Source organism: Paenibacillus sp. GCM10012306 (assembly GCF_042649265.1).
Lineage (GTDB): Bacteria > Bacillota > Bacilli > Paenibacillales > Paenibacillaceae > Paenibacillus_AQ.
This window is the reverse complement of record NZ_JBHRYW010000002.1, coordinates 710581-729487: the sequence shown is the minus strand read 5'-3', so window position 1 is coordinate 729487 and position 18907 is coordinate 710581. Positions and strand designations below refer to the sequence as shown.

Here is an 18907-nt window from a genome sequence, read left to right as displayed (position 1 = left end):
CCAAATGAGAATGGTTATAACATTTCAGAACAAACTTGTACCTGTGTATTTCACAACAGAAAATAAACAGCCGACTCAAAAAGTGCTCCGGTTACTCAACAGCACCTTGGATCTCAAAATTCAAAAAGGCAAAAGTGCCCTCCAGAAATGCTTGAATTCTCTGATCAGTATTGAAATTAAAGGCTCCGAAGCTATATTGCACAGTTACAGTGAAAATGATTCATTGGCGCTATCCCTCTATTAATAGAGGGATAGTTTTTTTATTATCCAGACAACTCAAAGAGGCATACGCCTCTTCGCCTGAAGGGATATGCCTGTCTATTGCTGAAACAACCGACTACCTTTTAACTATTGAATAGAACGGTTTAGCTGGTTTTGTACTTTGTTTCTTCCGCCTTTTCGGCCTTTTGTATACGAAGCTTGAACAGCTCGACTAGATTTAGACGTGTGTGTTCTTCGTGACAGCTGTCCAATTTCTTAATAATAAAACGGTCAATGGACATGTCAATCGCTCCTTTTATTCATTTCTTGTTTATCAGACTCTTCTCGTGTCAGGAATTTTATTCCTTTTCCCCTTCGTACTCCTATATACCCTCTCTACATATTCCTAAACGCATGTATTCGCTGTTCAGACACTAAATTTATTTTATATATATTAATGTTTACAAACTTAATTACAAGTGCTATATTATATTCAGTAAGTATCCAACATACATTTAAGGAGCAATCATCATGTCTAATGTCCTATTCATCAAAGCAAACAACCGTCCTGCCGACCAAGCGGTCAGCGTCCAGCTGTACAACGAATTCCTGGAGAGCTACAAGCAAAATCATCCACAAGATGAAATTACTGAACTTGACCTGTTCGCTGAACAGCTCCCTTACTACGACAATACTTTGATCACTGGCGTTTACAAAGCCAACCAAGGCTATGAAGCTACGCCTGAAGAAGCTGCTGGTGCAGCTTTGGTAAACAAATACCTGGATCAATTTATCGCAGCTGACAAAGTCGTATTCGCTTTCCCACTATGGAATATGACTGTACCCGCTGTACTTCACACATACATCGATTACGTGAACCAAGCAGGTAAAACATTCCAATACACTGCTGAAGGTCCTAAAGGTCTTCTGGGTGGCAAAAAAGCAGTTGTGTTGAATGCCAGAGGTGGAATTTATTCCGAAGGTCCTGCTGCAGGTGCTGAAATGGCCGTTAACTTCATCGTTAACAACCTTGGTTTCTGGGGTATCCAAGATATCACTCAAGTTATCGTTGAAGGTCACAGCCAGCTTCCTGGGCAAGCCGCTGAGATTATTGCTAAAGGTCTGGAAACTGCAAAAACTGTAGCTGCTTCGTTCTAAGCTATCGTTCTAAAGGTCTGGTTATAACATTTGCCGCTACGATTAGAACAACTAGAATCAACAACGATCTAAAATCACGTTAACCGGACCTTTATTTATATATAGGTTAGACAAAACCTCCCGTTCCTTTTGGAAACGGGAGGTTTTGTCGTTATGTAGAGTGAACTTACGAATCTTTAGCTATCAACCGACTACTCCCCGCCAGGACAGGGAGTTGGTCGATTCGTGAAATATGATGATTCTTAAATTCTGCTTATATAACACTCAATATTCGTCTAATTCTTTGCGCCATCCGTAGCCTCTGGTCCGCGACTGGCTTGTTTTGGAGTTTCCTGTCCCTGATGCTACCTTTCGTTTGGCTTTAGCTTCCTTCGAGTTCTGGAATTGCAGCTCGCGCTGAGTCTTGCGGTAGTTGAGCAGCCGCTTCTCATCCAGCTGTCCACTGTGGACTGCTTCCAGTACCGCGCAGCCCTCTTCCCGCTCATGGCTACAATTGCTGAATCGGCAAGATGCAGCCCATTCGCTGATATCCCCAAAGGCGAGATCTAATCCACCTTCATCATCCCACAGCTTCAGTTCCCGCATTCCCGGAGTATCGATGATAATACCGCCATCTGGCAGTACGAACATTTCCCGGTGCGTTGTAGTATGCCGGCCACGACTATCGTCTTCGCGAACACCTTGCGTCAATTGAAGATTCTTTCCGCTAAGCCAGTTAACCATCGTCGACTTTCCACAGCCCGACGAGCCGGTAAGCGCAACCGTCTGACCGCTGCCGATATACGGAAGCAGCTTCTCACGCCCCTGATCCAGCAAGGCACTGACGGCATACACGGGAACGCCCGGCGCCGCCCTTTCCATATCGGCGATTTGCTCTTCCGCGTTTTCACACAAATCTGCTTTGGTCAGCAGGATTACCGGGTTGGCTCCGCTGTTCCAGGCCATAATAAGATACCGCTCCATCCGCCGGACATTAAAATCGTTGTTTAACGCGCTGACCAGGAATAAGGTATTGACATTAGACGCAACGATTTGCTCATCCTGGGTGCTGCCAGCTACATTGCGTGAAATCACGCTATGCCGAGGAAGAACACCGTGGATGACTGCATGGGCACCATCATCTTGCATAGCCAGGACCACCCAGTCGCCAACGGCCGGAAACTCCCCCTTCTCAGAAAGAGAATGCCGGAACTTCCCCGCCAGTTCCCCCCAGGTCTCGCCAGTCTCCGCAAGTACCCGGTATTTGCTGCCGAAGTCGCCCACAATCCGCCCGGGTACATAGCTTTTACCATCTTCCTGTGTATTCCATTCTTGATTCCACTTGTTCATCCAGCTTTCATTCCAACCATATTGTTCAATATTCATGTATTGCCTCCTAGATTCTGTATCCATATTTTTATTATCCTGTGCGTTTTCCGGGAACATAAAAAACCGCCGAAACCAAGGTTCCGGCGGCGTCTGGTACAGAATCCCCCGCTTAAGCGCAGAGTCTGGCTGTACAATTACAAATACAGAATAAACCACACTCTTAATAAGAGTCAGGGTTCAGTATATTTGCACGCAAAAAAGCCGCCGGAACCAATACGGTCCCCGACGGCGCTAATAAGCATTAGAAGAGCTTACCCGCTAAGCTGTATCAGAATTTACTGAACAGCACCTGTTCCCGGAAGACACGTATCTACAACAATTACAACCGTCGAAACATTTGTGTATGCTGTCATATTCATCGTCTCCTTCCGAAATAATCTGTTGTTATCATAAACGCATTATATCCCAATTGTCAACCTATAATGCATTTTTATTTTACAAAATCTGCTTCAGCTCATCAAGCTCGTCAATGATTTTCCACGGACCACCTTCAAGACCATCATCCCAAGGGTGATTGCGGCGCAGCCAGATACTCCCGATCCCTGCCTTACCAGCACCCCAAATATCATTGACCGGATGATCCCCGATAAACAGCGTCTCATCAGCACCTGTTCCCAAACGTTCCAGCGCCAGCTGATAAATAGCTGGATCGGGCTTCTTGATTCCGACCTCTCCTGAAATCACGATCGTTTTGAAGAAGCTGCGCAGATTCAGCTTGTCGATTTTACCATCCTGAATATGCTTTTTCCCATTGGTCACCAGTCCTAGCACATAACCACGACTCTGGCAATGCTCCAAAATCTCCAGGGCATGCTTCATCAGCGCCCCATGGTGACTGTAGCTTTCATCATAATAAGTGCGAATGTGGGCGGCAGAAACGGGCGTCTCCCAAGGCAGTACCTCGCTCAGTTCGGCAAAAAAACCATCCTTGTCCCTGTAACCGTCAGCATCCCTTATGATTATATCCCGAATCACATTGTCCATCTCTTCTGGGGATAAATGGCCCAGAAAATGTCGCACAAACTGGGTGCTGAAGCTGCGAAACGTATGATCACGGTCCATAAGTGTATTATCAAGATCAAACAACAAGCCTTGTATTTTTGTCATAAGCTCACCAATTCACTAGATTTTGTGTTCTCGTACAAGCAACCTGTTTATAGGTTCACAGCTAAAACTATATCACGCCTTATCCTTTTCTGAAAAGAATAGGGTCTCATCAACCGATAACAAAACACTTCTTGGATTTGTCCGACTAGACTTGAAGGCGATATAATAAAGGTCAATCTGTCAACAGAAAGGAAACCTAGGATGAACAAACATCAGCTTGGAACATCAGAATTATATATTAGCGAAATTGGACTCGGCTGCATGTCCCTCGGAACAGAGGAAGCCAAAGGCGTCTATCTCATTCATGAAGCTCTGGAGAAGGGCATCAACTTCCTGGATACCGCCGATCTGTACGATGCAGGCCGAAACGAGGAAATCGTAGGCCAGGCCGTTCGCCACCGCCGCGGAGACGTAATTATTGCCACCAAGGTGGGCAACCGTAGGAAGCCAGGTCAGGAAGGCTGGGATTGGGACCCTTCCAAGGCCTATATCAAATCAGCAGTTAAAGACAGTCTGCGGAGATTGCAGACAGACTACATCGATCTGTATCAGCTGCACGGCGGAACAATCGAGGACCCTATCGATGAAACGATAGAGGCATTCGAGGAGCTGAAGCAGGAGGGCTTAATCCGTTACTATGGCATCTCCTCTATCCGTCCCAATGTGATCAGAGAATATGTAAAACGCTCCAATATTGTCAGTGTTATGAGTCAATACAGCATCTTGGACCGGCGCCCGGAGGAGGAGATTCTTCCACTGCTAGCCCAGCATAATATAAGTCTAATCGCCCGAGGGCCGCTGGCCGGGGGAATTCTGACTGCGAGAGGCCGGGCCAAAGCAGACAAGAACTATTTGGACTATGACCGGGAGACATTACTCGCACTTCATGACAAGCTGACACAGCAGAGCGGTGATGGCTCCCTTTTGACTCAAACGGCACTGCGTTATCCTTTGGCCCACCCTTCTGTAGCAACGATCATTCCAGGGGCGAGTAGTCAGGAACAGTTATTGCAGAATGTATCGGCCGCCGGAAGCCCACAGCTCTCTGAGGAGACACTGAATGCACTGCGGACGGTTAGCAAGGCCAATCAATATACACAGCATCGTTAATAATTATTATCCTATAGGCGAATACCGTGGTCGTTCTGGGTTACAGTCCATAGACTAATGTCAGGAGTTCAAATCCAGATGGGTATTTCTTAGGGAGGGTAATTATTATGGAAACGCAAAACATTCAACAAATCAGCTGGAACTGTGTGAATAAATATGTTGGGATCGTGACGACAGACGGTCAATCCCATGACGGATTTATTGCTCACGTTGATCAGGATTATATTACACTGGCAATACCGACGGGCGAAATCATGAATCAGGCCAACGGAATGCCTGCACAAGGCTCTAATTACAGACAATTCGGCTTCCGTCCTGGATTCTTCCCAAGAAGACGCTTTATTTCACGGCGGATTCCTTTTTTCGGTGTCAGCGACCTGTTCCTGCTTCCCTTCTTTATTTGATCTGCAAAGCGGCGTAACCTGCCCTTATCAACAGATCCATATCTTCGCACAAAAAGACTGTCTTGGAAAAGGGTGTTAGTTTCCCTTCATCCAAGACAGTCTTCATTTTCTAACCCCCTGCTCACCCCTTCACCCCCCCTTACTTGAAATGCTCCGCTCTGTGGGTAAGCATCATTTCCTCTTCCGTGATATACAGTGGAAAAGGTGGGGTTTCCTTAAGATACCTTTCCGTTGACAGCAGCCGGTAGTGGACCTCAGGCAGCCAGGCATCTTCAAGTAGTGGCAACTTGCCGGTATCGCTAATATAATTGTCCACTGCGGATTGAACCATGTCCAAATAATAAGGAATTAGCTTGTCTTTTTCCTCAAAAATCTCAAAGGTTTCACGAGACATAAAGAACTGCTGCTCCGGAACACCGCCCAAATAGCGTTTGAGCCGGCTCGTGTCAATGCTTTTGTCATCATTGATCAGAACAGTGCGATTGATCGGGTCCGGCATATCGGCTTCAAACTGCCGCACAGCCTGCTTGATCTGCGGCAGAGTTACAACGATGGTCGGGGATGCTTTTTTGGCGCGTTTAAATATCATACCGAAAGTCTCCTTTCAATGCATGTAATAGATAACGCTTACAATTCCATTTTATGCAATTCCCAAGCCTTTAAATCGTTTTATGTCCAAGTTTCACATAATCTTATCATTTGGAGACATTTATTTGACATATTCCCAATGTGTCCACATCTCCGGCGGATTCAGCTCGTACTTATCATTCTCCCGGTACATAAACTGATGCATGATGAACTCTCGGCGGATGGTAGCAAAATCATCATGAAATGTCTTGATGAACTCATTGATCTCTTTCTCGGTGTACACCACACCAGGCTCCAGCTTCTCCACAATATACTGCAACGCAATCAGCTTCTTCTTGTACTGGGCCGGAATTTGCCGCAAGCGGCCGTCTTTGGCGAAAAAATTGCGGATAACCGACTCTTTGAGGCTGTTCTCAGGTGACTGCTCTTCCATAGCTCTTGCTCCTTTTGCAAAAATAAACTCCAAAGAAGCTTCCGCATTCTCCCTGATAAACTCAGGATTCAGCTTGAAAAATACTGTATTCTTGTCGCGCCGCTCTTTGATCAGCGCAGCTTCACGCAATTTGGCGGCATGATGGGTAACCGTCGGCTGGGATAGATTCAGCTTCTCAGCCAGCGCATGTCCGTGCATTTCTCCTTGTGATAACAAGAGCAACATGCGAAGGCGGGTAGGGTCGGCCAAAGCCTTATGATAATTAACGATTTTGTCCAGCTGCACGAGATACACTCCTTATGACATTTAGATCCTGGTGGCAAGATTGAAATTACTTTAGATATATATCTAATTATACACCATTCTATAATATACAAGCAACATAAAAGCGCTTACTTTTTGTCCTTATGGAAAAAAACTTGAATTTGGAGTAGGATTTAGAGGTCCGGCTTTTTGCCAGGTTCGTTATGCAGTATAAAAAGATAGGATTTCACGGGAGGTTACCAGCTACATGAAAGATGTTATCATCATCGGGGCCGGTCCCTGCGGGCTTTCGACAGCTATTGAATGCCAGCGTCAGGGTCTGTCCAGCCTCATTATTGAAAAGAACTTCATTGTCCATTCTATTTATTTGTATCCCACCAATATGCAATTTTTCAGTACGGCAGAGCTTCTGGAAATTGGTGATGTACCGTTCACCTCGCCGAACGATAAGCCTTATCGCCATGAGGCGCTTGTCTACTATCGCCGGGCCGCTGAGCAGTATGGCGTGGAAATCGCCGCTTATGAAGAAGCGCTGTCGATTGAAACACTTCAAGATGGAACGTTTGTCGTACATACTTCCAATATGCGCGGCGAGCAGCACAGTCATAAAGCAGCGCATGTTGTCATTGCGACCGGCTATTTTGACCAACCCAATATGATTGGTATTCCTGGCGAGGAGCTGCCCAAGGTTACTCACTACTTCGGAGAAGCACATCCTTACACCGGGATGAAGGTTACCGTCATAGGTGGCAGTAACTCGGCTGTAGATGCGGCCCTTGAGCTGATGCGTGTGGGCGCCTCCGTAGATATGGTCTATCGCGGAGACAGCATTTCGGACAATATTAAGTCATGGGTTCGGCCGATCTTCGAAGGTATGGTGCAAAAAGGAAAGATTCGGCTGCATCTTCAGTCCCGTGTTACAGAAATCAAGCCAGATTCAGTATTGATTACAGGTCATAATGGCGAGACTAATGTCATCGACAATGATTTTGTCCTGGCGCTAACCGGTTTTAAACCAAGCCGGGCCCTGCTCTCTTCGGCAGGTGCAGCTATGAATGACGATCTGGATAAACCTGTATACAACCCTGATACTATGGAATCCACGGTGCCTGGAATCTACGTAGCAGGAGTGATTGCCTCCGGGCGCAATGCCAATGAAGTCTTCATTGAGACTGGACGAGGACATGGCAAGCTGATCGTAGATCATATCCTTTCAAAGTCAAGGTAATCAGACAAGGAGTTGAAGCTTCGATGGACATGACCTCTTTGCTGCTGCTGGGACTGGCTGCACTGGGTATTGTCAGCAATAATTCGCCTGTCACCATTGCGATGGTCGTTTTACTGCTAATAAGGGTACTTGGGCTGCATCAGGCCTTCCCCTGGCTGGAGAAAAACGGACTCACCATCGGGATTATCATCCTAACAATCGGCGTCATGACACCACTGGCCAGTGGAAAAATCTCTCTGCAGACAGTCGGCCAGTCCTTCCTGCATTGGAAGTCGCTCGCTGCCATCGGTATCGGCATCCTTGTGGCCTACCTTGGCGGACGCGGCGCCACCTTGATGGGTAACCAGCCTACCGTTGTCGCCGGTCTCCTGATCGGGACGGTCATCGGAGTGGCAGTCTTCAAAGGCGTACCGGTCGGCCCACTGATCGCTGCGGGAATTCTGTCGCTGCTGATCGGCAAAATGTAGTTTACACGGAACGAGCGGGAATTCGTCCATTAGACGGCTTTTAAATTCGTTTATTTCATCTGCTTTTCATGAACGCACAAAAAAACTGCTTCAGTAGTTGAAGCAGTTTTTTGCGTTTATTGGCAAAAGCTTTATAGAGAGCGGACTTTTATCGGTTGGTTAGAAATGATCTGTATGATTAAGTGATATTAAGATTCAAACAGAAGAGCATGCAGAGGATCAAATAGAGAACTGTACAGAGGCCATGAAAAAGACCATACTGAACACTATACCGACGACTATACTGAGACCATACTGAAGACCATACTGAAGACCATACTGAAGACCATACTGAAGACCATACCGAGGGATCGGTCGCTATTCAGCCGAGAAATATCCTGCGGATGTGCGAGCATTTGCAAGAAAAAACTTAATACAGAGGGAGATGAAGTTAGGGCTTTAAGTAGCCAATTCCCCATCCCCTGTACCACTCTTAGCCATGAAAATGACTCTCCTTCCTCTGCTTATAGCATTTTGCACCTTATATTGGTTGAGTAGAGATATACAGGGAAAATGAGTGGTTATTATACCTTATTTTCGTAGAGCAGAGGTATACAAGGAAAATAAGTGCATTATTGCACCTTATTTTCATCAATTAAGGGTAAATAAGTAAAATAAGAGCATTATCGTACCTTATTTTCGAAAAAGTAAGCTGAAAAGCCCTTTATGGGAGGAATTAAGGTACAAAATTGCACTTAATTCCCACAAATCCTTTATTGCAAGCTATTTAAGGTACAAAAATGCCGTTAATTACATCTTGGAAAAAAGATGGCGTAAAATAAGTTATGTACCACGATTGGAACCTAGTCTGGCAGCAAAAAGCAGGGCATTCTGGAATTTCCGGCAGTACGAAGAAAGAAAACCTCTCGATGACTAAACTTCACCCTAGTAGCGCCGAGCCTTTACGTTGGATTCTTAAGTTCATTATATATAATCTATTACTTCTAGCCAATTATTCTATGATTCGAAATAGGCTAAACGGAGGGGTGTGCGTTGAGTTTATTGACAAAAAGAAATTTGAAATTGATAAGGCGCTTTTTTTCTTTGGGAATAATCGTATTTACCGTCTGTATTTTTATTAATCCATTTGAAAGGTATTTCCTGGGTTTAATAACTTTAAACTTGAGTTTAGTTATGCTTATTCAGTCTATAGAGATAAAAAAATATGAATCAAAGGCTCATGTAGACCTTCAATTCATATTTTGTATAATTTCTTTTGTTTTGTGTTTAGCAGCTTCTTGTTATATCTTCATTCCAAACTCGTGAAATTATATGTTTGTGCATCTCTCCGAAACTTATATCTATATATGGATTCTTTCTGCAGTGTCTCGGTAAATTTGCAAATGCATTTGCCAGCTTAAGCTGGCATTGCCCAGATTAGCTGAGCAACACAGTTTACTGATCAGCAGAAATCGAATGCGGTAGCTCGCCTGCCATTCTTTTCTCCACAATCAGCGGTTCTGCATAGCCATGCTCTGTCTGAATCTGCTTCATGGCTTCCTGCGCAGCTTCCTCCGTCGGGTAATACCCTGCTTCCACCAGGAACAGTCCTTTCTGATCCTTCAGCATCCGCAATCCCTCTACCCCAAACAGCATTTCTTCGGCAATCCCAAGCGTCTCTCCAACAGGCTGGGAAGGTGTCCGCAGCGAATACACAGGCGCCTCTTTCTCTGCTACTCCCTGCTTCAATGTAATCACCACTTGCGCAGGATCTTTGTATTCTTTGACCTCGTAGGCGACCGGCTCTTTGAAAGTTACATTAAACCGAATGGCGGAGTCATCGAGCGTGATGAGCGGATAGGCATCCTCTACAAAACGGCTCTTCTTCAGCGTCTCCAAGTCTTTGGCAGCCGAGAATTTTCTCGCGCCGCTGACCGAAATGGTCATCGTGTAAGGATATTCTGTAAACTTAACGTTATACGAACTCGCCAGTGTCTGCTCTTCATCCGGGCTGGCAAAATTCATGATCAATTGTTCACGCTCGCCCTGTGTCTTCAAGGCAATAAAGTCCACATCCACCCCGTCCTGGATCGTGCCGCCACCCGCGCTTCCGTGGGTAAACTGCAACACCTCCACCAGCTTGCCAAGCACAGGCACTTGCTCCAGACTTCCTGCAAAGGCTGGCATTGTATTCACACTTATAGTAAAAGAAATCAGCACCGCCGCCGCTGCTGAACCGCCCCACTTCAGGCTCCGCCGTACCACACTGCTTTTGCGCCGCTGCTGCTTGCCTCTTTCGATCCCCTTATGGACAGCGGCCGATAGCTCTTGGGGAATTTCAATATCGTTATATGCCTGCTGCATCACTTCCAGTTGCTTATCCAAGATGCTCACTCTCCTCCAGATTGATTTTTAATTTCTCTAGTCCTCTGTAGAGGACCGATTTAACCGAACTCAGGGGCTGTTCCAGGATTTCCGCAATATCCTTCAGCGGCAAGTCCTCAAAATACCTCATCACGATCACCATCCGCGACTTTTCATCCAGCCCGTCTAGCGCTTCGTGCAAGTCAATGATTTCTTCCTTCTGTCCGGGAACATAGCTGCCTTCGGGTTCTTTCTCCATGTAGATGATTTTCTGGGATTTACGGATATGATCGAGTGCACAATTCACGGCAATCCTGGTGAGCCAGGTTGCAAAATATTGCGGCTGCTGCAATTTATGAATGGAAATATAGGCTTTATAGACTGTCTCCTGGACAATCTCCAGCGCCTCATCCTTGTTCCTGACATAAGAAAATGCCATTCTGTAAATCCGCTCCTGCATGCCCTCGATCAGGGTGGTGAAGCTGTCTTCATCGCCGGCAATTGCCCGCTCAGCCAGTACTTCAACGTTCATGCTGCTCACTTCCTTTCTTAACGTGTACACCAATTAGACGTGTAGCCCTCCCAAAAAGACGCAAGGACTCAAAAAACTTTTTCTGATGCTATCTGAAAAAGAAAAAGCGGTGTCTCTTCCGAGACCACCGCCACTCTCTTCTACGCAATCTGATCAGATCATTGCTGCCTGAATTAAACGTCCAATCGCTGAACATTAAAGAGCCGGGCATAACTTCCGTCCAATGCCATCAACTGCTCATGTGTGCCTCTTTCCGTAATTGCTCCGTTCTCCAGCACAACAATCTGATCGGCATGGGTAATCGTAGACAGCCGGTGGGCGACAATCAAAGTCGTCCGCTGGTAAGCCAGCGACTGAAGCGATTGCTGAATCAGATGTTCCGACTCCAGATCCAATGCCGATGTGGCTTCATCCAGAATGAGCACCTTGGGATTTTTAAGGAAAACACGAGCAATCGCAATCCGCTGCTTCTGTCCGCCGGACAGCTTCACGCCCCGCTCGCCCACTTCCGTGTCATATCCCTGTGGCAGCTGTATGATGAAATCATGAGCATTGGCTGCCTGCGCTGCCGCGATAATGCTCTCTTCAGATGCCTGCGGATTGCCGAATAGAATATTTTCACGGACCGAACCACTGAACAGGAAGTTGTCTTGAAGAACCATGCCGACAGCGCCGCGCAGGCTCTCCTGTGTCAAGCTCCGAATATCTTGATCGTCAACGCGAAGGCTCCCTTCTGTGACGTCATAGAAACGCGGAATCAAGCTAATCAGCGATGACTTGCCGCCACCACTCATACCGACGAAGGCCACCGTCTGCCCTGGCTTAATGGACAGATCAATATCTTTTAACACCCAATCGCCTACCGGGCTGTACTTGAACCAGACATTACGGAAATCGATCGCACCCGATCCTTCAGCCAGATCTCTAGCACCCGGCTCATCGACGATATCATAAGGCTCCTCAAGCAGCTCCAGCACCCGCTCTAATGAAGCCGAGGCCTGGGTCAGAACCGTGGAGGAATTAATCAGACGCCGAAGCGGTGCATACATCCGGTCCAGATAACCGAAGAAAGCAACAAAGGTGCCGAGCGTTAGATGGCCCTGAATAACCTGATAGCCTCCGTACCCAATCACAAGCAATGGTGCAATATCGGTTAAGGTATTGATGATGGCAAAAGTGAACGCGTTCCAGCGCGTCTGGGCCAGCGCTTTGTTCAGAAAATTGGCATTGATGCCTTCGAATTTCTTCTGGTCCACTCGCTCCATCGTAAAACTGCGGATCACGGAGATCCCCTGAATGCGCTCGTGCAGATAGCCTTGAATGCCAGCCAGAGCCTGCGAGCGGTCTTTGGTCAGGATCTTGAGCCGCTTGTATAGTGTATTCACAGCAATACCATACAGAGGCAGAATCGCAATGGAGACCAGGGCCAGCACCGGATTCAAGTAGAACATGAACGCCAGAGCGAAGATCAGCGTGAACATGTCCAGCCAGACATTCATCATGCCGACCTCCACCAGATTCTTCGTCTGCTCCACATCATTGATAAATCTGGAGATGGCCTCGCCTACTTTGGTGTTCTGATAGTAACGTAGTGACAGTCGCTGCAGATGGGCATACAGCTTGTTACGCATATCGAACAGCACTTTACTGGTAATTAACTGGGCAAAATACTGACGGTAATATTCCACCGGACCGCGGACGATAACGAACAAGACAAAGGCGCCGCCCAGGATCATCATTAATTGTGACACTCTTTCGTTAACGGTCATCAGCGGATTCATCAAAAGATCATCCACGACGTATTTTAGAATAATAGGAAGTGTCAGCGGAATGCTGAATTTGATCATCCCTATGATAAGCGTGAGAATGATCCATTTCATATATGGACGTACAAAGGTATAATAAGATTTCCAGTACTTCACAGTTGGGGGTGTCCTTTCTCTCTAGCTAGTGTTTGCATGGTGATGTTGACTTTTGCTCTCTACAATGTTTTTATAAGGCTATGTCCAATCGTAGGATAAGCAGCACCCGAAATTCAGGAGGATAATGATGTCTAGACAATTTGTGACGGAAGCCGTCATGATGGCGATTTACGGTCAACTTCTAGTGCCGGGAAGCCCTGTGGAATACATAGTTCCCTACACCTCAGTGATAGAATTATATGAATTGCGGGACAGCGATGAGCCGCTGATGAACCGGGCGGATGACGACAAACATGTCAAGAGCAAGATCGGCGAGCTGATCGCATATTTTGAAGAACCACTCAATGCCAAGAAGATCAATCGGTGCCTCGCAGTACCTTGGGCTAAAAGCTCCGGGATTCTTCTGGGCGAACAAGCGCAGATTACCATCATCAATAGCGTGGACACCGCTCCATACGGCGAGATGTTCGACCCGATTGAGACGGAGCTGCTTCTCTCCTCTCAGCGGGAGAATGTGCCTATTCTGACAGACCAGTTCGAGCTAATCCAGCGGATTATCGAAGGTGGCGTCCCGGTTCAGGTGTTCGATATTGACGATTTTGATTTTGCCATGGAGGAAGATTCCTTCCGCAGCTCCCATTGATTGATCCAGGGTAACTTCTCGGACTGATCTCCATATTCCATATGAAAAGCCCCTGCCTCGGCAGGGGCTTTTTGAAAATATAAGAATTTATATGTTCTACGCTATAAATCATCCTTATATTTCTCGCTGAAACGGATACCGCCCCTTAGAGGACGGCAAAGCCGTTTCTACTTGAGAGCAGTCTTCTTCTAACGTCTACGTTGGCACTACTTCTGAGGCTCAGTGGACGCGCTCTTTGCTTTATAGTTGTATTCGATATCATCCTCAGCCTCATGGTATTCAATGGCGAGGTCGTACCCCTCCATATACCACAAATCCTGTTCCTCCATAAAGAACACAATGCCCTCCTGCTCAATCCGGTCACCCGGCGTTACAGGGGCTTCGGTGGCTAGCCCTAGTGAGAATCCAGGGTGAAGGCCGCCTCCCGAGCTATACCGGGGAAATAAACGAATAGAGTCTCCGTTGTTAAGCGCCAGTTCTCTCTTGAACCACGCTGCCGCAGCTTGGCTGATTGCCATACTCATCTCTCTCAACTCCTTTGTGTAACTTTAATCATACTGAAAATAATCAAAGATTCCAAACTGCTTTTGAAAAAAAAGATAAAAAAATTTGTTTGACAACGTCTTGAACCGAGTGATAAACTCTGAACATAACGAATTGTCTTCAAGTTATTACCAAAAAAAACGAACGAAAGGGTGAGAGCGGTGTTTATCAAAGTACAGTACGATTACTTTACAATTGTCGGCAACCATACACAATCGAATACCGAAGCAGCCCAAATGGTGGAACCCTCCTGAATCTTTGCGGATTAAGTGTATCGCATATCTTCAGGTAACGAAAATCTTTCCATGCCAGGTGCTGCTTTGCACCGTGCGCATGATAGCCTCTAATTACACAGGTATATCGTCCGTTGTCGGATGATATACCTTTTTTGTTGGAGATTTTCCACTATTCGCTGTACCCAATTGCCGACTTTATTACAAACCCGAAAGGAAGGGATTTACCTTGTTCTCTGTTCTTAAAAATCTCGGATGGTTCTTCCGCCGGGAAAAAAGGCGCTACATGATCGGCCTTTTCCTGCTTATCGCAGTAGGTGTGCTGGAACTTCTGCCACCTCGTCTGCTCGGCAATGCCATTGACGAAATCGTCCGCGGTTCTGTCACGGCCAGCTCCCTAATCAAGTACATTGGTCTGATCGTCGCCTTGCTGCTGTTTATCTATTGGATCACGTACATATGGATGCACAAACTATTCGGTGGCTCCAACCTTGTAGAGCGTCTGCTGCGTTCCCGGTTCATGAATCATCTGATGACCATGACCCCCTCGTTCTTCGAACGCAACCGCACCGGCGACCTTATGGCCCGGGCAACCAATGACATCCGTGCTGTCTCTGCCACTGTAGGATTCGGCATGCTGACCCTTGTAGATTCCACTGTATATCTTACCGTTGTCTTGCTGGCGATGGGATTTCTGGTCAGCTGGAAGCTTACACTAGCCGCCGTACTGCCGCTGCCACTCATTGCAATAGCCATGGTCTTCTACGGTAAAGCCATACATGACCGGTATAGTCTGGCCCAGGATGCTTTTGGTGATATGAATGACCAGGTTCTGGAATCCGTCTCCGGTGTACGCGTAATTCGTGCTTATGTTCAGGAACGCCTAGATGAGAAGCGCTTTGCTGACATCACAGAAGATGTATACCGCAAAAATATGGCCGTAGCCCGGGTCGATGCCTTCTTTGAGCCCACCATCCGTTTCTGCGTAGGTTTGAGTTATATTATTGGACTCACCTACGGTATCTACCTGGTCTTCCGCAACCAGATCACACTCGGCGATCTGATCTCCTTCAATATGTATCTCGGGATGATTGTCTGGCCGATGTTCGCCATTGGCGAATTGATCAACATAATGCAACGCGGCGGCGCCTCCCTGGAACGTATTGACGAAACCACGGGAACCAAGCCAGATGTAACTGATCTTCCGAACCCTGTAGACGTTGCAGCCGGACCTAACGGCATTGAATTGAAAAATGTGACCTTCCGTTATCCTTCATCCACCATTGATAATCTAGTCGGGATCAACCTGTCGCTTGAACGCGGACAGACGCTCGGCGTTGTAGGGCGGACCGGTAGCGGTAAATCCACACTGCTGAAGCAGCTTCTGCATGAATATCCAACCGGTAGCGGAGACATTCTGATCTCCGGTGTGCCGATTCAGAAGATCACTCTGGACCAATTGCACAGCTGGATGGGCTATGTTCCACAGGAACAAATCCTGTTCTCCAAAAGTGTACGCCAGAACATCCAGTTCGGACTGGAGAATGCTGGCGATGACAAGATTATGGACGCCATCACGGCTGCTGCGTTCCAGAATGACCTCGGCACCTTGTCCGACGGGCTGGATACGCTGGTCGGTGAACGCGGGGTATCCCTCTCCGGTGGACAGAAGCAGCGTGTCTCGCTGTCCCGAGCATTCATCGCTAATCCTGAAATTCTGATTCTGGATGATGCTCTGTCCGCTGTGGATGCACGGACAGAAGCACAGATTATCGAGAACATCCGGCAAGAGCGTGCCGGTAAAACAACCCTGATCTCCACCCACCGTCTCTCCGCCGTCGAACACGCCGATCAAATTGTCGTGCTGGACAACGGACATATTACGGAACGGGGAACACACCAAGAGCTGCTTGAATTAAACGGCTGGTACCGTGAACAATATGATCGTCAACAGATCGAAAATAACCTATCCAATTAATCAGCCTGAGCTACAGACCAACTAACAGGAGGTGTCATCGTTGACACAAAGTACAGGCAAACGCCTGCTCCAATATGCATTAACCGCCAAAAAAACATTTATCGCAGCCTTGCTGCTGCTGTCCATCGGCGTTGCGGCCGAGCTTGCCGGCCCCTTCATCGCCAAGAGCATGATCGACAATCATATGCTGGCGATTGAGAAGCCGTATTTCAAAACCACTTCTTCGGAAGAAGCCGCGGTCTATCATAACGAGTATTATAAACGCGCCGACCGCTTCCAGCCAGGCGAGGCCAAAGGCCAGGAAATCCGTCTGTTGCAGGCTGGGCGCAGCTTCTATTTTATCAATAGTCCTGTAGAGCAGCCCGATGGCGAACGTACCTTCCGTGACGGCGAGCTTCATATCGTACGCGGCGGGAATGAGGTTACCTATCCGGCAGTTAAGCTTTCTGTAGATGAGCTGTTTGCTTTCTACAAACCCGAACTGCCGGGGATCTATGAGCTGGTAGGGCTATATGCCCTGTTCCTCTTGATCTCCATCTTGGCGGAATTCGGAAAAACCTACTGGCTGCAATCGTCAGCCAACCAGGTCATCCGCAAGCTGCGGACCGATGTCTATGCGCATATTCAACGCCTTCCGGTCCACTTTTTTGACAACCTACCTGCGGGCAAGGTCGTTTCCCGGGTCACAAACGATACGGAAGCTATCAAGGACCTGTTTATCGCCGTGTTATCCAATTTCAGTACCGGTGTGATTAACATTATTGGTGTCTATATCGCGCTGTTCCTGCTGGATGTCCGGCTTGGACTGGTCAGTCTCTTCATTATTCCAGCACTGATTCTTTGGATTGTTATCTACCGGAAGGTGGCGACTAAGTACAACACGATCATCCGCTCCCGTCTGAGCGAGATCAACGCCATTATCAACGAATCCATTCAGGGGATGTCGATCATCCGAATTTTCCGCCGTCAGAAGGAGCGCAGCGAAGAGTTCGAGAAGCTGAACGACGATTACTTGAAGTATCAGAACAAAATGCTCAACCTCAATGCGCTGACCTCGCACAATCTGGTCAACTCGATCCGCAGTCTGTCCTTTGTACTGGTCCTCTGGTACTTTGGCTTTGGCAGTCTGGATGGCTCGACATTTGTCTCGCTGGGTGTGCTGTACGCCTTCGTCGATGTGCTGGGCCGAATGTTCCAGCCGATCACAGGTATGGTCAACCAGTTGGCAAACCTCGACAGCTCCATGGTCTCCGCCGGTCGTGTATTCACGCTGATGGATGAACCGGGAGAAGCTGTGACCGACGGCTCCATGCCTCGCTACAAAGGCGATGTGGCCTTCAAGAATGTATCCTTTGCCTACAAAAAAGACTTTGTCCTGCGCGATATTTCCTTCGAGGCTCGTCCGGGTGAGACTGTCGCCCTCGTCGGACACACAGGCTCCGGTAAAAGCTCGATCATTAACCTGCTGTTCCGTTTCTATGATCCGCAGAAAGGTTCCATCACGATTGATGGCCAGGAAGTTACAAGTCTTCCGAAGCAGTGGATCCGTAACCATATGGGGATCGTTCTGCAAGATCCGTATCTCTTCACTGGCACCATAGCTTCCAACGTCAGTCTCGGAGATGAACGCATCTCACGAGAGCGTGTGGAACGTGCTTTGCGTGAGGTAGGCGCAGATAAACTGCTGGCCCATCTTCCGCAAGGCTTCGACGAACCGGTAGTTGAAAAAGGCAGTACGTTGTCTGCCGGACAGCGTCAGCTGATTTCCTTTGCACGGGCACTGTCCTTCGATCCGGCCATTCTGATTCTGGATGAAGCGACCTCCAACATCGACACCGAGACGGAGAGCATTATCCAGGAAGCGCTGGAAGTCCTGAAGAAAGGCCGTACCACCTTCATCATCGCCCACCGTCTCTCGACGATCCGCTCCGCAGACCAGATCCTGGTGCTGCACCGCGGGGAGATCGTGGAACGCGGTAATCATGATGAATTAATGGCACTCGGCGGAAGATACTTCCGCATGTATCAGCTCCAGGTTGGTGCTGCCGCAGCCGAAAACGCAAATCCAGTTGCAGCAGGTGCAGGACACCAGGCTTCTGCTGCCGGGTTGCCAGCATTCAAGAAAATGTAATCTTCATGCCCCCCTTGCCTTTTTGGCGGAGGGGGCTTTTTTTCTTAAGTTCAGCGAATAGAAGCGGTTTAACAGATAGGAATTTGGAGAGCACACAGCGATTCTACGTCCACTCTACACCGGAATAATCGCCTAAGTCTAGGACAACATCCTCAACGATTGTTGATCAAAATAGCTCTATTAATCAGGCTCAATTTCATCATTAGCGCTTGCCAAAACCACTGCTTCAGAAGGTTGAAACTCATGCATGGGGG

The 18907-nt window shown here is 47.6% G+C and carries 18 protein-coding genes; 9 read left to right on the top strand and 9 right to left on the bottom strand.

All coding sequences use genetic code 11. From position 1 onward, the window contains the following. Window positions 1–4: 4 nt before the first annotated feature. Window positions 5–244, top strand: a complete 240-nt coding sequence (locus tag ACFORK_RS07080) for a hypothetical protein (RefSeq protein ID WP_379197026.1) — start codon at window positions 5–7, stop codon at window positions 242–244. A gap of 121 nt (window positions 245–365) precedes the next feature. Here the strand turns inward: ACFORK_RS07080 and ACFORK_RS07075 are convergent, their stop codons facing one another. Next, window positions 366–503 (bottom strand): hypothetical protein, encoded by a 138-nt coding sequence (locus tag ACFORK_RS07075; protein WP_379197024.1) that lies wholly within the window; start codon window positions 501–503, stop codon window positions 366–368. A gap of 229 nt (window positions 504–732) precedes the next feature. Here ACFORK_RS07075 and ACFORK_RS07070 point away from each other — a divergent pair, with 229 nt between their 5' ends. Beyond that, window positions 733–1359, top strand: a complete 627-nt coding sequence (locus ACFORK_RS07070; RefSeq protein WP_379197022.1) for an FMN-dependent NADH-azoreductase — start codon at window positions 733–735, stop codon at window positions 1357–1359. A gap of 264 nt (window positions 1360–1623) precedes the next feature. Here ACFORK_RS07070 and rsgA read toward each other — a convergent pair whose 3' ends face one another. Continuing rightward, complete coding sequence (rsgA, locus tag ACFORK_RS07065) at window positions 1624–2724, bottom strand: ribosome small subunit-dependent GTPase A (RefSeq protein WP_379197020.1); 1101 nt, start codon at window positions 2722–2724, stop codon at window positions 1624–1626. A gap of 438 nt (window positions 2725–3162) precedes the next feature. After that, a complete protein-coding gene (locus tag ACFORK_RS07060; RefSeq protein WP_379197018.1) occupies window positions 3163–3834 on the bottom strand; it encodes an HAD family hydrolase in 672 nt (223 codons plus the stop codon). Between the two features lie 201 nt (window positions 3835–4035). Here ACFORK_RS07060 and ACFORK_RS07055 point away from each other — a divergent pair, with 201 nt between their 5' ends. Both ACFORK_RS07055 and ACFORK_RS07050 read left to right on the top strand, forming a co-directional pair. After that, window positions 4036–4944, top strand: a complete 909-nt coding sequence (locus ACFORK_RS07055; RefSeq protein WP_379197016.1) for an aldo/keto reductase — start codon at window positions 4036–4038, stop codon at window positions 4942–4944. A 107-nt stretch (window positions 4945–5051) separates the two neighbouring features. After that, window positions 5052–5348: a phosphatidylinositol kinase gene (locus ACFORK_RS07050; RefSeq protein ID WP_379197014.1), complete on the top strand. Its 297-nt coding sequence runs from the start codon at window positions 5052–5054 to the stop codon at window positions 5346–5348. 139 nt (window positions 5349–5487) lie between these two features. Here ACFORK_RS07050 and ACFORK_RS07045 read toward each other — a convergent pair whose 3' ends face one another. Next, entirely contained in the window at window positions 5488–5937 is a 450-nt protein-coding gene (locus ACFORK_RS07045) for a DUF3939 domain-containing protein (RefSeq protein ID WP_379197012.1), read from the bottom strand. 120 nt (window positions 5938–6057) lie between these two features. Continuing rightward, a complete protein-coding gene (locus ACFORK_RS07040) occupies window positions 6058–6654 on the bottom strand; it encodes a DUF2087 domain-containing protein (protein WP_379197010.1) in 597 nt (198 codons plus the stop codon). Window positions 6655–6880: 226 nt separating this feature from the next. Here ACFORK_RS07040 and ACFORK_RS07035 point away from each other — a divergent pair, with 226 nt between their 5' ends. Further along, entirely contained in the window at window positions 6881–7861 is a 981-nt protein-coding gene (locus tag ACFORK_RS07035) for a YpdA family putative bacillithiol disulfide reductase (protein WP_379197008.1), read from the top strand. A 23-nt stretch (window positions 7862–7884) separates the two neighbouring features. Next, window positions 7885–8328, top strand: a complete 444-nt coding sequence (locus tag ACFORK_RS07030) for a DUF441 domain-containing protein (protein WP_379197006.1) — start codon at window positions 7885–7887, stop codon at window positions 8326–8328. A gap of 1434 nt (window positions 8329–9762) precedes the next feature. Here the strand turns inward: ACFORK_RS07030 and ACFORK_RS07025 are convergent. The 3 genes from ACFORK_RS07025 to ACFORK_RS07015 form a co-directional block, all read right to left on the bottom strand. Further along, window positions 9763–10692 carry a DUF4179 domain-containing protein gene (locus tag ACFORK_RS07025; protein WP_379197004.1) on the bottom strand — a complete coding sequence of 310 codons (930 nt, stop codon included), beginning with the start codon at window positions 10690–10692 and terminating at the stop codon, window positions 9763–9765. Next, a complete protein-coding gene (locus tag ACFORK_RS07020) occupies window positions 10685–11203 on the bottom strand; it encodes a sigma-70 family RNA polymerase sigma factor (RefSeq protein ID WP_379197002.1) in 519 nt (172 codons plus the stop codon). The genes ACFORK_RS07025 and ACFORK_RS07020 overlap by 8 nt, the downstream gene beginning before the upstream one ends. A 173-nt stretch (window positions 11204–11376) precedes the next feature. Beyond that, complete coding sequence (locus ACFORK_RS07015) at window positions 11377–13125, bottom strand: ABC transporter ATP-binding protein (protein WP_379197000.1); 1749 nt, start codon at window positions 13123–13125, stop codon at window positions 11377–11379. Window positions 13126–13252: 127 nt separating this feature from the next. On the opposite strand from ACFORK_RS07015, the gene ACFORK_RS07010 reads away from it, so the two are divergent. Further along, a complete protein-coding gene (locus tag ACFORK_RS07010) occupies window positions 13253–13768 on the top strand; it encodes an ADP-heptose synthase (RefSeq protein WP_379196998.1) in 516 nt (171 codons plus the stop codon). Window positions 13769–13974: 206 nt separating this feature from the next. On the opposite strand, the gene ACFORK_RS07005 is transcribed toward ACFORK_RS07010, so the two are convergent. Then, window positions 13975–14292 carry a HesB/YadR/YfhF family protein gene (locus ACFORK_RS07005; RefSeq protein WP_379196996.1) on the bottom strand — a complete coding sequence of 106 codons (318 nt, stop codon included), beginning with the start codon at window positions 14290–14292 and terminating at the stop codon, window positions 13975–13977. Between the two features lie 481 nt (window positions 14293–14773). Between ACFORK_RS07005 and ACFORK_RS07000 the strand changes: the two genes are divergently transcribed. After that, complete coding sequence (locus ACFORK_RS07000; RefSeq protein ID WP_379196994.1) at window positions 14774–16522, top strand: ABC transporter ATP-binding protein; 1749 nt, start codon at window positions 14774–14776, stop codon at window positions 16520–16522. 40 nt (window positions 16523–16562) lie between these two features. Further along, window positions 16563–18653, top strand: a complete 2091-nt coding sequence (locus tag ACFORK_RS06995) for an ABC transporter ATP-binding protein (RefSeq protein ID WP_379196992.1) — start codon at window positions 16563–16565, stop codon at window positions 18651–18653. Window positions 18654–18907 lie beyond the last annotated feature (254 nt).